The organism is Kitasatospora sp. NPDC036934 (assembly GCF_055608425.1).
Window position 1 is genome coordinate 103,668 of the sequence record NZ_JBVJQR010000017.1, and the last position, 13,484, is coordinate 117,151.

The 13,484-nt window shown below is 74.2% G+C and carries 9 protein-coding genes; 6 read left to right on the forward strand and 3 right to left on the reverse strand.

Annotated features, from left to right (window positions below):
• The first annotated feature begins 99 nt into the window (after positions 1-99).
• Entirely contained in the window at positions 100-843 is a 744-nt protein-coding gene (locus tag ACZ7BZ_RS25610; protein WP_380523486.1) for an ABC transporter ATP-binding protein, read from the forward strand.
• Positions 844-1,213: 370 nt separating this feature from the next.
• Here ACZ7BZ_RS25610 and ACZ7BZ_RS25615 read toward each other — a convergent pair whose 3' ends face one another.
• Together ACZ7BZ_RS25615 and ACZ7BZ_RS25620 are read right to left on the reverse strand one after the other, a co-directional pair.
• Entirely contained in the window at positions 1,214-2,836 is a 1,623-nt protein-coding gene (locus ACZ7BZ_RS25615; protein WP_470360325.1) for an alpha/beta hydrolase, read from the reverse strand.
• A 296-nt stretch (positions 2,837-3,132) separates the two neighbouring features.
• The gene (locus ACZ7BZ_RS25620) at positions 3,133-3,465 is read right to left on the reverse strand and encodes a hypothetical protein (RefSeq protein ID WP_470360326.1); all 333 of its coding nucleotides are present in this window, start codon (positions 3,463-3,465) and stop codon (positions 3,133-3,135) included.
• A gap of 131 nt (positions 3,466-3,596) precedes the next feature.
• Between ACZ7BZ_RS25620 and ACZ7BZ_RS25625 the strand changes: the two genes are divergently transcribed.
• A complete protein-coding gene (locus ACZ7BZ_RS25625; protein WP_470360327.1) occupies positions 3,597-4,262 on the forward strand; it encodes a TetR/AcrR family transcriptional regulator C-terminal domain-containing protein in 666 nt (221 codons plus the stop codon).
• 56 nt (positions 4,263-4,318) lie between these two features.
• Here the strand turns inward: ACZ7BZ_RS25625 and ACZ7BZ_RS25630 are convergent, their stop codons facing one another.
• Positions 4,319-4,927, reverse strand: a complete 609-nt coding sequence (locus ACZ7BZ_RS25630) for a TetR/AcrR family transcriptional regulator (RefSeq protein ID WP_470360328.1) — start codon at positions 4,925-4,927, stop codon at positions 4,319-4,321.
• A 164-nt stretch (positions 4,928-5,091) separates the two neighbouring features.
• Between ACZ7BZ_RS25630 and ACZ7BZ_RS25635 the strand changes: the two genes are divergently transcribed.
• The 4 genes from ACZ7BZ_RS25635 to ACZ7BZ_RS25650 all read left to right on the forward strand — a co-directional run bounded on the left by ACZ7BZ_RS25635 (position 5,092) and on the right by ACZ7BZ_RS25650 (position 13,449).
• Positions 5,092-6,267, forward strand: a complete 1,176-nt coding sequence (locus tag ACZ7BZ_RS25635; protein WP_470360329.1) for an FAD-dependent monooxygenase — start codon at positions 5,092-5,094, stop codon at positions 6,265-6,267.
• A 422-nt stretch (positions 6,268-6,689) separates the two neighbouring features.
• Positions 6,690-10,577 carry a Pls/PosA family non-ribosomal peptide synthetase gene (locus ACZ7BZ_RS25640; protein ID WP_470360330.1) on the forward strand — a complete coding sequence of 1,296 codons (3,888 nt, stop codon included), beginning with the start codon at positions 6,690-6,692 and terminating at the stop codon, positions 10,575-10,577.
• A gap of 94 nt (positions 10,578-10,671) precedes the next feature.
• Complete coding sequence (locus tag ACZ7BZ_RS25645) at positions 10,672-12,009, forward strand: M1 family metallopeptidase (protein WP_470360331.1); 1,338 nt, start codon at positions 10,672-10,674, stop codon at positions 12,007-12,009.
• Between the two features lie 48 nt (positions 12,010-12,057).
• Positions 12,058-13,449 carry a serine hydrolase domain-containing protein gene (locus ACZ7BZ_RS25650; protein WP_470360332.1) on the forward strand — a complete coding sequence of 464 codons (1,392 nt, stop codon included), beginning with the start codon at positions 12,058-12,060 and terminating at the stop codon, positions 13,447-13,449.
• Positions 13,450-13,484: the final 35 nt, after the last annotated feature.

Consider the following 13,484-nt stretch of genomic DNA (forward strand, 5'->3'; position numbering starts at 1 on the left):
TCCGTTACGAATTCTCCGCCCGGGATGCTGAACCGAAATGGCCACCACATCCGTTGGCCCGGAGAGAACCGGGCCCAATCGCCCGCAGGGGGACGCCGCATGACACGACACCAGGCCGCCGACACCACCCCGACGACCGGCCCGACGACCACCGGCCCGATGGTGGAGGTGACCGGCCTCCGGCGCAGCTTCGGCACCGGCGAGCGGACCGTCCACGCCCTGCGCGGCATCGACTTCTCCATCGAACGCGGTGAACTCGCCGCGCTCAAGGGCCGTTCCGGCTCCGGCAAGACCACCCTGCTCAACCTGGTCGGCGGTCTGGACGCGCCGACCGGCGGCAGCATCAGGCTGGACGGCATCGACCTCGGCGGACTGGACGAGGACGGCCGCCTGGCCCTGCGCCGGGAGCGGATCGGCTTCGTCTTCCAGTCCTTCGGGCTGATCCCGATGCTCACCGCCGCCGAGAACGTCGGCGTGCCGATGCGGCTGCGCAAGGTCCCGCCGGCCGAGCGCGAGGAGCGCGCCCACACCCTGCTCGCCCTGGTCGGCCTCGCCGACCACGCCGGCCAGCGGCCCGGCGAACTCTCCGGCGGCCAGCAGCAGCGCGTCGCGATCGCCCGCGCGCTGGCCAACGAGCCCGGTCTGATCATCGCTGACGAGCCCACCGGCCAGCTGGACTCGGAGACCGGCCGCTCGATCATGGAGCTGCTGCGCGCGGTGGTCCGCAGCGAGGGCGTCACCGTCCTGGTCGCCACCCACGACCCGACGCTGATGGGGCTCGCCGACCGGGTGATCGAGCTCCACGACGGCCGGATCGTCGAGGAGGCGGAGCAGGCGGCCTGAAGGCTGCCGCGCGCCCGCCCGCGGCGCCCCGGCCCGGTGCCGGGCCGGGGCGCCGCTTCGGCGGCTTCCCCGCCCCGCGGCGTGAATTCACCCGGCTGAAGGCCGCGACAGGACATCAGGCCCTTTGCCTCACCGAGAGGAATCCGCCCGCCCGGAGCGGTCCCTGGCCGATGCCCCCACCGCGGCTGCGGCGAATTCCCCCACCGGCGGACTGGAAGAGGTTCGATGACGACCTTCCGCCGCCATTCCCGCCGGATTCCGGGAAGTCCTGACGGACGTGCCGCCGCCGGAACACGACCGTGGTGGGCGACGGCATCCGTCGGCCACCACGGCCCCGGCCTCAACGGCCGGTCGTCCCGGGCGAGTCCCCTCAGACTGCCGGGAAGATCTCGGCGTCCGGCTTGAGCAGCTGGCCCGGCTGCGGCGCGGTGCCGTCCACCAGGTAGCGGGTCACCAGCGTGTTCAGCGCCTTGCTGCGACCGACCGCGCAGTGCTCGATGGCGTCCACGCTGACCAGCACCGCGTTGCCCAGCTCCTGCTGCATCCGCTGGGCGAACTTGTACTGGGTGGCCGGGTCGTAGAGGTTGCCGATCACCATCACGGTGTTGGAGGTCTTCTTGTTCCACGGACCGCTGAAGCGCTCGGCGTCCCGGGCCGGGGCCGGCCAGCTCGCGCACGCCGGGGCGTCGAAGGCCTGGTAGCGGCCGAAGGTCGGCGACTCCTTCTCCCACGCCTTGGCAACGTTGGGGAAGACCCGGTCGTCCGACGGGTACGGCTTGTCCTGGCAGTTGACGCCCATGTACGAGTCGTCGGCGGTGTACTCGGAGTCGGCCGGGGCCTCGCGCAGCGCCCGCGGGACGTTCACCGTGAGCTCGTTGGCCGCCTCGTCCGACTCGTTCGCCTTCGGCGCCAGCGGGGCGGTCGCGGCCGGCTTCCGCAGCACCTGGTAGGTGGCCTGCAGCGACTTCGCCAGCGGAGCCAGCTTGGCCTGCGAGTACAGGGCGCTGGCCACCTCGCTGGTGAAGCTGCTCAGCGTCACCTGGGAGCCGTTCGACAGGGTGATCGGGCTGGTCCGCAGGTGATCGCGGAGCTCGTCGAACTTCGCCCGGGTGTCGCCGTCGCCGAACGCGCAGCGCGGGGCACCGGCGGCCTGGCAGCGCTTCAGGAACTCGTCCAGGGCGATCTCGAAGCCGCCCGCCCGCTGCCGGTCGTACTCCAGGCCGTTGTGCAGGCGCAGGTTGGGGTCGACGTTGCCGTCCACGATGACCGCGCGCACCTTGTTCGGGTACATCGCGGCGTACGTCGAACCGATCAGGGTGCCGTACGAGAACCCGGCGAAGGTGAGCTGGGAGTCGCCGACGGCGCGGCGCATCCGGTCCAGGTCGCGCACCACGTTGATGGTCGACATGTGCTCGATCAGCGGGCCGGCGTTCTTACTGCAGGCGTCGGTGTAGTCCTGGTCGGCGTCCAGGGTCTCGGCGATCTCGGCCTTGGTGACCGGCACGCCCACCATGCGGTTGTTGACCGCGTCGGCGTCCTCCTGGGTCTTGAAGCACTTCAGCGGGTTGCTCCGGGCCACCCCGCGCGGGTCGAAGCCGACCAGGTCGAACTTGGCCCGCACCTCGTCGCCGAAGCGGGTGGTGGTCGCCCACAGGTAGCCGCTGCCGCCCGGGCCGCCCGGGTTGAGGAACAGCGAGCCGATCCGCTTCGACGGGTCACTCGCGCGGTGCCGCATCATGGCGATGCCGACCTTCTCGCCCGCCGGGTCGTCGTAGTCGAGCGGCACGGGGTAGACGGCGCAGTCGAAGCCGCCCGGATCCGGCTTGCTCGGATCGGGATTGCAGGGCTTCCAGTCGACGGGGTCGACCTTCGCCTCGGCGGCCGCCGCACCCGGGGCCTGGTCGAACGGCGCGGCCGACGCGGCCACGGCGCTTCCGGCGACAAGGACGAGCGCGCAGGTGACCGCTCCGGCCAACGTGGTTATGCGGGACAAGGAACCTCCTCCGTACTGAAAAGGGCGGCCCCAGCCTGTCAGTCGGAGATCTCCGTGTGAAGACCTCATGGCGGCGCAATTCTTCCGGAGTTCCCGTCATTTCCGCACGGAACATTCTGTGAATGAACGGACTTGACGGTTGATTGACCTGATGGTGACTCACCCGTGCCGATCGGCCGGGCCGCGGGTTTCCGGGGCCGCCCCCGGTCCGGCGGTCCGGCGTCACCCGCGGCTCGGGGGCTCGGGGCTCGGTGACCCGGGGGCTCGGTGGCTCGGCGCCACTCGGCGGTCGGCCGCTACTCGGCGATCGGTCGCGACAGGTCGTCCTCGGCGACGACCTGGTAGACCGCGTTCAGCGAGGGCGGGCCCACCAGGTCCTTGATCCGCTCGAAGCGGCGCTCCTCCACCGGACCAAGACGCTCCATCCACTCCGCCATGGACTCCGGCCCGTGGTCGCCCTCGATCAGGGCGATGGTGAGGACCTCCCGGGAGTCCTCCAGCGCGGTGGCGGTGATCACCCTGGTCCGCGGGTCGTCCGGGAACACCTCGTCCGGGATCCAGCCCTTGCGGAACTCCCCGTACTCCACACCCTCGTTGAGCTTGCGCACCATCACCGCGACGAGCTGCACGCCGTTCTCCCCCATCCGTTTTCTTGCACCGCAAGAAGTTGACGTCGGCTATTGTTTTCTTGCACTGCAAGAGTTGTCAAGGACCGATCGGGAGCACCTCGGCCGGCCACCCCGGGAGCCAGGAGGAGCAGATGCCGGACCGACGCGCCCGCCCCAGGACGGGCCTGACCCGGGAGAAGATCATCGACGCCGCCCTCGATTTCGTCGACGAACAGGGCCTCGCCGCACTCTCCAACCGCAAGCTCGGCGCGGCACTCGGCTGCGAGGGCATGACGCTCTACCACTACGTCCCCAGCAAGGCCGCCCTGCTCGACGGGATGGTCGAACGGCTGCTGGAACTCTCCGCCGGCGACCTCTTCGCCCAACCTGACGGCCCGTGGACGGAGGTGGTCCACGACTTCGCCGTCGCCCTGCGCCGGATGCTGCTGGACCACCCGGCCATGCTCACCGTCCTCGCCACCCGCCCGGCCGCCACCCCCGCCGCACTCGCGCTGCTGGAACGCGGCGTCACCGTGCTCCGCGAGGACGGCGTCCCCCTGGCCGACGCCCTGGACGTCCTCAACTCGGTGGTGATGTGGACCCTCGGCCACACCCTCAGCGAGGCCGGCGAAACCCCCCACCACGAAGGCACCGAACCCCAGCCCGAACAGTTCTCCGCCCTGGACCCGGCCACCTACCCCCACCTCGCCCAGGCCTTCACCACCGGCGAGGGCCTCGACCCCGAGCGGCGCTTCCGGCGCACCCTCCGCATCCTGCTGGCCGGCTACGCCGCCGAACTGGCGCCGGAGCAGGCCTGAAACCCGTCACGGACGAGTGGGATCGACCGCCGGTGAATCCGCAGGAACAGCCTTGGTCAGTCGCGCGCCGCGCCGCGGAGGGCGGCCGCCACCAGACCCTGGAGTTCGTCAGCGGCGGTCTCGCCGCCGCCCACCAGGCGGTCGAAGACCAGCCCGTCGATGCAGGCCAGCAGCGTGGCTGTCCGCCCGTCCGGGTCGGCGACCCCCCGATCGGCGAGGAAGGCCCGGACGGCGGCCCGGCCCGCGTTCTCGCGCGGCACGAGGATCTCCCGCAGCTCGGGATCCCGCACGCTCTCCACCGCGCAGGCGTACCGCGCCAAGGAGCGCCGACGCCCCTCGCCGGTCACCCGCTGCCGGATCAACTCCCGGATGTTCTCGACCAGTTCGTCCACCGAGCGGATCTCCACCCGCTCTCCCAGCCCCTGCAGCTCCGCCTGGTCCAGCTCCACCAGCCGCCGCACCAGCGCGGTCAGCAGCGCCTGCCTGGTCCGCAGGTACGCCGAGGTGGTTCCGACCGGCAGGCCGGCCGCCGCATCCACCGCCCGGTGCGTCAGCCCCCGCACCCCGGCGTCCGCCAGCACCGCGATCGCCGCATCCGCCAACACCGTCCGCCGCTCCGGCTTCGCCACCCCGCCCGTGCCACCCTGCTCCCGCTCTCGCCGCATCCCCCCTTTCTACCGGCCGTCACCCCCAGCCACCCAAAACCAGCCCCACCCGCCCCCGGACAGGGTCTGGGCGGGGCCGGGCCCCGGCCGGGCGGACCGATCGGCGCGTAGTACGCTCCTTCTACAGCTGTAGAAGGCAACGCGGAGACAGCGGAGGGACCGGCATGGGCGGCAACAGCGCGGTGGTGGTCGGGGGCGGCATCGGTGGGTTGGCGGCCGCGATCGGGCTCCGGTTGGCCGGGTGGGAGGTGGCGGTGATCGAGCGGGCGGCCGTCCTGGACGACGCCGGGGCCGGGATCTCGCTGGCCGCCAACGGGATGCGGGCGCTCGCCGCGCTCGGGGTGGCCGAGCCGATCGAGGCGGCGTCCCGGCGGCAGTACACCGGCGGGACCCGCACCCCGGACGGCCGCCGACTGGCCCTGATGGACGGCGAGGCGCTGGAGCGGGAGTTGGGGGCGCCGATCGTCGGGATCCCCCGGGCCGACCTGCACCGGATCCTGCGGGAGGCGCTGCCCGCCGAGTCCCTGGTGATCGGTGCGGAGGTGACCGACCTCGACACCACCGACCCCGCCAAGGTCCGGGTGCGCCACGGCGACCGCATCCTGGAGGCCGAGCTGGTGGTGGCGGCCGACGGCATCCACAGCCGGATCCGGCGCCGCCTCTTCCCCGCCCACCCCGGGGCGGTGTACAGCGGCTCGACGGTGCTGCGGGCGATCACCGCGCGCCCGGTCGACGGGCTGACCGCCGACTTCGAGCTGACCTGGGGCCGCGGCGCCGAGTTCGGCCAGATCGCCTTCCCGGACGGCCGGGCCGAGTGGCACGCGGTGCTCAACGCGCCCGCCGGGGTGCGCTACCGGGATCCGCTCGCCGAAGTCCGCCGCCGCTTCACCCGCTGGCACGACCCGATCCCGGCGCTGCTGGCGGCGACCGACCCGGCGGCGGTGCTGCACCACGACGTCAACGAGCTGGCCACCCCGCTGCCCTCGTACGTCTCGGGCCGGATCGCCCTGCTCGGCGACGCGGCGCACGCCATGACGCCCCACCTGGGCCAGGGCGCCTGCCAGGCCCTGGAGGACGCGGTGACCCTCGCGGCGGCGGTCGCCGGCGGCCCGACGGTGGAGGGCGCGCTCGCCCGCTACGACGCCGTCCGCCGGCCGCGCAGCCAGACGGTGGCCCGCGACGCCCGCCGGGCCGGCCGGATGGGGCAGCAGCTCGCCAACCCGCTCGCGGTCGGCCTGCGCAACGCGGCGATCCGGCTCACCCCGCCGGGCGCGATGGTCCGGACCGTCCTGAAGCACGCCGACTGGACACCGCCCCGGATCACCCCGCGCGCCGCGTAGGGCGCGCGGCCGCACCCTCGACTCCTCGGCGAACCGCCGGAGCGCTTCCGCCGAGCCGATCCGTCGGCGTGGCGGACCGGCGCGAGGCCGAAACGCCGGGCCCGCCACCCGAAGGGAGCAGCATTCGCTGTGGCGTGGATCACTATCGACGACTTCACCTGACGATCCGTCAAGTCGACTGATGCTCCGTCACATCGGGGAGACGAGGCATCAGTTGTCAGCTGATGCAACGTCAGATTCGACCGGTCCGAACCCAGTTGGGCTGAGTTCGAGCTCCTGCCGGGCGCCGGGCCCCGGGCTACCATCGATCGGGTTGTCCGCTCCGGCCCCGGAGTGGGAGCCCCGGCCCGGCGGTGCCCCCACCGCCCCAGGGGGCCGGGCATCGGCAGGAACGGGGCGAGGACGAGGAGCGCACGGCCGTGATGAGCACTGAACCGATCCACCCGGAGCGGTACACCGAGCCGCCGTCGGCCGAGCCGGCGCACGCGCTGTTCCCCGGCCGCCCGGCCGCCGCCGCGCGCACCCTGGTGGACCTGCTGGACGCCACCGTGCGCGCCCACCCCGACGAACCGGCCCTGGACGACGGCACCACCGTGCTCAGCTACCGCGCCCTGGCCGCCGAGGTCGAGCAGCTGCGCGGCCGGCTGGCCGGCGCCGGGATCCGCCCGGGCGACCGGGTCGGCGTCCGGGTGCCCTCCGGCACCAACGACCTGTACGTCTCCATCCTGGCCGTGCTGGCCGCCGGCGCCGCCTACGTCCCGGTGGACGCCGAGGATCCGGACGAGCGCGCCCAGCTGGTGTTCGGCGAGGCCGCCGTGGCCGCCGTGCTCGGCGCCGGGCGTGCCCTGAGCACCACCACCGAGCGCCCGCCCGCCGTGGAGCGGCGCCCCACCCCGGCCGACGACGCCTGGATCATCTTCACCTCGGGTTCGACCGGCAAGCCCAAGGGCGTCGCCGTCACCCACCGCAACGCCGCCGCCTTCGTCGACGCCGAGGCCTCGCTCTTCCTCCAGGAGGAGCCGATCGGCCCCGGCGACCGGGTGATGGCCGGGCTGTCCGTCGCCTTCGACGCCTCCTGCGAGGAGATGTGGCTGGCCTGGCGGCACGGCGCCTGCCTGGTGCCCGTCCCCCGCTCCCAGGTGCGCAGCGGCGCCGACCTCGGCCCCTGGCTGGCCGAGCAGGAGATCACCGTGGTCTCCACCGTCCCGACCCTGGCCGCGCTCTGGCCGGCCGAGGCGCTGAACGAGGTCCGGTTGCTGATCTTCGGCGGCGAGGCCTGCCCGCCCGAGCTGGTGCAGCGCCTGGTCACCGAGGGCCGCGAGGTGTGGAACACCTACGGCCCGACCGAGGCCACCGTGGTCGCCTGCGCCGCCCTGCTGACCGGCGAGGGGCCGGTCCGGATCGGCCTGCCGCTGGACGGCTGGGACCTCGCCGTGGTGGACGGGGCCGGGCAGCCGGTCGCCCCCGGCGGCACCGGCCAGCTGGTGATCGGCGGGGTCGGCCTGGCCCGCTACCTCGACCCGGAGAAGGACGCCGAGAAGTACGCCCCGCTGCCCTCGCTGGGTTGGGAGCGCGCCTACCGCAGCGGCGACCTGGTCCAGGCCGACCCGGCCGGCCTGCTGTTCCTCGGCCGCACCGACGAGCAGATCAAGCTCGGCGGGCGCCGGATCGAACTCGGCGAGGTGGACGCCGCCCTGCAGGCGCTGCCCGGCGTGGCCGGCGCGGCCGCGGCCGTGCGCACCGCGCGCGGCGGCAACCAGCTGCTGGTCGGCTACCTGGTCGTCCAGGACGACTTCGACCGCGAGCAGGCCGTCGAACGGCTGCGCGCAGAGCTGCCCGCCGCCTTGGTGCCGCTGCTCGCCCCGGTCGACGCCCTGCCCACCCGCACCTCCGGCAAGGTCGACCGCAGCGCCCTGCCCTGGCCGCTGCCCGAGCTGGAGGCCGCCGGACCGAGCGAGCAGTTGTACGGCACCGAGGCGTGGCTGGCCGAGCAGTGGGCCGAGATCCTCGGCGTGCAGGTGGGCGGCGCGCGAGACGACTTCTTCGCGATCGGCGGCGGCAGCCTGGCCGCCGCCCGACTGACCACCCTGCTGCGCACCCGCTACCCGAACGCCGCCGTGCTGGACATCTACCAGCACCCGACACTGCGCAAGCTCGCCCGCCACCTGGAGCGCACCGCCGGTGAGGGCGGCGAGGCCCGTACCGTCTCCCTGGTGCCGACCCGGGCCAAGCTGCTCCAACTGCTGCTGCTGGTACCGCTGTTCACCGTGGTCGGGCTGCGCTGGACGGTCGCCCTGCTGGCCGCCGGGAACCTGCTCTCGTACGTCGGCGACTACCCGTGGGCGCCCACCGCCTCCTGGTGGGCGGTCGGCGCGGGCGCACTGGTGCTGTTCACCGCGCCGGGCCGACTGGCAATCGGAGCCGGCGGAGCCCGGCTGCTGCTGCGCGGGCTGCGCCCCGGCAGCTACCCGCGCGGCGGCTCCGTGCACCTGCGACTCTGGGCGGCCGAGCGGCTCACCGAGCTGAGCGGCGCGACCGGGCTGTCCGGCGCCTGGCTGGTCCCCTACGCCCGGGCACTGGGCGCCAAGGTCGCCCCCGAGGTGGACCTCCACTCGCTGCCGCCGGTCACCGGGCTGCTCAAGCTGGGCCGGGGCTGCGCCGTCGAGGCCGAGGTCGACCTGTCCGGCTACTGGCTGGACGGCGACCGGCTGGAGGTCGGGCAGGTCAAGGTCGGCGCCGGCGCGGTGGTCGGCACCCGTTCGACGCTGCTTCCCGGGGCCCGGGTCGGCAAGCACTCCCAGGTGCTGCCCGGCTCCAGCGTCACCGGCCAGGTGCCGACCGGCCAGCGCTGGGGCGGCGCGCCCGCCGTCAAGCTGGGCCGGGCCGAGTGGTCCTGGCCGAAGCAGGCCCCGGTCCGCCGTCCCCTCTGGGCCGCGGTGTACGGCGCCGGCGACGCCCTGCTCGGCCTGCTCCCGGTGCTGCCGGCCGCGGCCGCCCTCGCCGTGCTCTTCCGCTTCGTCGACCAGGGCACGGAGCTCGGTCCGGCCCTCGGCGACGCGCTGCTCGGCCTGCTGCCCGCCACCCTGGCGTACGGCGCGCTGTACGCGGCGCAGCTGGTGGTGCTGGTCCGGCTGCTGAGCCTCGGCCTGGTGTCCGGAGTGCACCCGCTGCACGGCCGGGTCAGCTGGCAGGCCTGGACGGTCAGCCAGCTGATGGACCGGGCCCGCGAGGTGCTGTTCCCGCTGTACGCCGGCCTGGTGACCCCGCTGTGGCTGCGGGCACTGGGGATGCGGGTCGGCCGGGGCGCCGAGGTGTCCACGGTGCTGGCGCTGCCCAGCCTGACCACCGTCGGGGACGGTGCGTTCCTGGCCGACGACACCCTGATCGCACCGTACGAGCTGGGCGGCGGCTGGATGCGCCTGGGCGAGGCGAAGATCGGCGAGCGGGCCTTCCTCGGCAACTCGGGGATGACCGCGCCGGGCCGCTCGGTGCCCAAGCGGGGCCTGGTGGGCGTGCTGTCGGCGACGCCGAAGAAGGCGAAGAAGGGCAGCTCGTACCTGGGCATGCCGCCGATGCGGCTGCCTCGCTCGGCGGACCAGGCGGACCAGAGCCTGACCTACGAGCCGCCGACCCGGCTGCGCTGGGCGCGCGGGCTGGTCGAGCTGGCCCGGCTGCTGCCGGTGCTGGCCTCGGGGGCGCTGGGCCTGCTGACAGTGGCGGCATTGTCCTGGCTGGCGGCCGGCTCCCCGCTGCGGGCGGCGCTGCTCTCCGGCCTGGTGCTGCTGGCGGCGGGCGGCGTGGCCTGCCTGGTCGCGGTGGCCGCGAAGTGGCTACTGGTGGGCCGGTTCCGGGCGGTGGAGCACCCGCTGTGGAGCGGCTTCGTGTGGCGCAACGAGCTGGCCGACACCTTCGTCGAGGTGCTGGCGGTGCCCTGGCTGGTCGGCGCGGTGCCGGGCACCCCGGTGCTCAACCTGTGGCTGCGGGCACTCGGCGCCAAGGTCGGGCACGGCGTCTGGTGCGAGAGCTACTGGCTGCCCGAGGCCGACCTGGTCACCCTCGGTGACGGGGTCAGCGTGAACCGGGGCTGCGTGGTGCAGACCCACCTCTTCCACGACCGGATCATGCGGATGGATACTGTGGTCCTCCGCGAGGGCGCCACCCTGGGCCCGGGCGGGATCGTGCTGCCCGGCAGCACGGTGGGCGCGCGCAGCACGCTGGGCCCGGCCTCGCTGGTGATGCGCGCCGAGTCCGTCCCCGCCGACACCCGGTGGCTGGGCAACCCCATCGAGGCGTGGCAGACCACCTCGTGACCGCCCTTCACCACCCCTGACAGCCCGTGACCACCCCGCCGCCCGGATCCCCCGGCACGACCCCCCGTCCCGGCCCGCAGGAAGCGCCCGCCCCGTGAAGCCCAAGCACGCCCAGCCCGCGGCCGCCGGCCCGGACCCCTACTTCCCGAACAGCGGCGACCACCGCTACCGGGTGCACCGCTACGAACTCGCCCTGGACTACCGGCCCGGGCCCAACCGGCTGGCCGCCTCGGCCCGGCTGAGCGCGGTCGCCGACGCGGCCCTGGCCGAGTTCGCACTCGACCTGGCGGACTTCCGGATCGGACGGGTGCTGGTCGACGGCAAGGCCGCCCGCTACACCCACCGCGGCGGCAAGCTGCGGATCCGCCCGGCGAAGGCCCTCCCGGCCGGCGCGGCCTTCACCGTCGACGTGCACTACACCGGCAACCCCCGGCCGGTGCGCAGCCCGTGGGGCGGCCTGGGCTGGGAGGAGCTGACCGAGGGCGCGCTGGTGGCCAGCCAGCCGGTCGGGGCGCCGTCCTGGTTCCCGTGCAACGACCGGCCCGCCGACAAGGCGACGTACCAGCTGGCGGTCACCACGCCGTCCCCCTTCACGGTGCTCTCCGGCGGCCGGCTGCTCACCCGGACCACCCGGGCCTCCAGCACCACCTGGGTGTACGAGCAGAGCGCGCCGACCTCGCCGTACCTGGTGACGGTCTCCATCGGGCACTACCGGCCGGTGCCGCTGGCCGCCCGGCCGGCCCAGGGCGGCGTCGTGCCGCAGACCGGGTACGTGCCGGAGCGGCTGGTCCAGGACTTCACCCGGGACTTCGCCCGGCAGCCCGAGATGATGGCGCACTTCGCCGAGGTCTTCGGGCCGTACCCCTTCGGCGAGTACGCCGTCGTGGTCGCCGACGAGGAGCTGGACGTCCCGGTGGAGGCGCAGGGCGTGGCCACCTTCGGCACCAACCACCTCGGCGGCGGCTGGGAGCGCGAGCGGCTGATCGCGCACGAGCTGGCCCACCAGTGGTTCGGCAACAGCGTCTCGATCGCCGACTGGCGGCACATCTGGCTCAACGAGGGCTTCGCCAAGTACGCGGAGTGGCTCTGGTCCGAACACGCCGGCGGCCCGCCCGCGGCCGTGCACGCCGCCGCCGCGCACCGGCTGCTGGCCGGGCTGCCGCAGGACCTCACGCTGGGCGACCCGGGCCGTCGGCTGATGTTCGACGACCGGCTGTACCAGCGCGGCGGCCTGGTGGTGCACGCACTGCGGCGGGCGCTCGGCGAGGACGCGTTCTTCGCGATGCTGCGGGACTGGGCCGGCACCAACCGGCACGGCGTGGTGGCCACCCGTGACCTCCTCGCCCACGCCTCCCGGTACACCACGGCGCCGCTCGGGCCGCTGTTCGAGGCGTGGCTGGAGCGGCCGGAGCTGCCGCCGCCGGCCGGCTGAGCGGATATTCGCCCGGGCCCCGGCCGACGCTGGGTTACTGTCCCCGACATGCTGAAAATTGATCACCTGACCGATCTGCCCGAAGAGCTGCTGCCCACCACCCGCCGCGCCCTGCTGCACCGCATCGCCGTCGCCCAGTCCGAGGTCCGCACCCCCTCGCTGGTCGCCGGGGTGGTGCGGGACGGCCGACCGGTGTGGAGCGGCGCCCGCAGCATGGTCGACGGGAACGCGCCGGACACCGACGTCCAGTACCGGATCGGCTCGCTCACCAAGACCTTCGTCGCGGTGCTGGTGCTTCGGCTGCGCGACGAGGGTCTGGTCGACCTCGCCGACCCGCTCGGCCGTCACCTGCCCGGCACCCCGGCCGACGCGGTCACCCTCGCCCAACTGCTCGCCCACTCCGGCGGACTGGCCGCCGAGACGCCCGGACCCTGGTGGGAGCGGACCGACGGCGCGCTGCGGCCCGCACTCGCCGACCTGCTGGAGCAGGAGAGCCCGCTCAAGCACCCGGCCGGGCGCCGCCACCACTACTCCAACCCCGGCTACGCGCTGCTCGGCGCCCTGGTGGAGAAGCTGCGCGGCGCGCCCTGGGGCGAGGTGCTGCGCCGCGAGGTGCTGGCCCCGCTCGGTATGAACCGCACCACCCTGCTGCCCGAGCACCCGCACGCCGGGGGCTTCGCCGTCCACCCCTGGGCCGACGTCATGCTGCCCGAACCCCTCACCGACACCGGCCTGATGGGCCCCGCCGGCCAACTCTGGTCCACCGGTGCCGACCTGGCCCGCTGGGCGGCCTTCCTGGCCGCCGGCGACGACGCGGTGCTCAAGCCCGACACCCTCGCCGAGATGCGCCGCCCCGCCGTCGGCCCGGGCGACGCCGACTGGAGCTCCTCGTATGGTCTCGGCCTGCAACTGCGCCGCCACGAGGGCCGGTTGCTGTACGGCCACACCGGCTCGGTGCCCGGCTTCACGGCCTGTCTGTGGGTCTGCGCCGAGGACGGCCTGGCCGCCTTCGTCCTGTCCAACGCCACCAGCGGCAGCAGCAATCAGCTGGCCGCCGAGCTGATCGGCATCACGGCCGCCCACGAGCCCCGGCTGCCCGAACCCTGGCGCCCGCTGCCCGAGGTGGACCAGGACGTGCTGGCCCTCACCGGGCCCTGGTACTGGGGCGCCGCGCCCAACGTCCTGCGGCTGCGCGCCGAGGGCGTCCTGGAACTGGCCTCGCTGGCCGGCGGCCGGGGCTCTCGCTTCCGGCCTCAGCCGGACGGCAGCTGGCTCGGTCTGGACGACTACTACGCGGGCGAGACCCTGCGGGTGGTCCGGCACCCCGACGGCACGGTCAGCCACCTGGACATCGGCTCCTTCATCTACACCCGCGAGCCGTACGGACCGGGCGGCGCGGTCCCGGGCGGCGTCGACCCGCAGGGCTGGCGGGCGTTCTGAGACCGCAGGCACCGCACGGGAGCACTGCACGGGGG

What these genes read in the sequence shown, in the direction of transcription:
- ACZ7BZ_RS25610 (WP_380523486.1), top strand. Translation starts at nt 100, where the DNA reads ATGACACGACACCAGGCCGCCGACACCACCCCGACGACCGGCCCGACG.
- ACZ7BZ_RS25625 (WP_470360327.1), top strand. Translation starts at nt 3,597, where the DNA reads ATGCCGGACCGACGCGCCCGCCCCAGGACGGGCCTGACCCGGGAGAAG.
- ACZ7BZ_RS25630 (WP_470360328.1), bottom strand. Translation starts at nt 4,927, where the DNA reads ATGCGGCGAGAGCGGGAGCAGGGTGGCACGGGCGGGGTGGCGAAGCCG.
- ACZ7BZ_RS25635 (WP_470360329.1), top strand. Translation starts at nt 5,092, where the DNA reads ATGGGCGGCAACAGCGCGGTGGTGGTCGGGGGCGGCATCGGTGGGTTG.
- ACZ7BZ_RS25640 (WP_470360330.1), top strand. Translation starts at nt 6,690, where the DNA reads ATGAGCACTGAACCGATCCACCCGGAGCGGTACACCGAGCCGCCGTCG.
- ACZ7BZ_RS25650 (WP_470360332.1), top strand. Translation starts at nt 12,058, where the DNA reads ATGCTGAAAATTGATCACCTGACCGATCTGCCCGAAGAGCTGCTGCCC.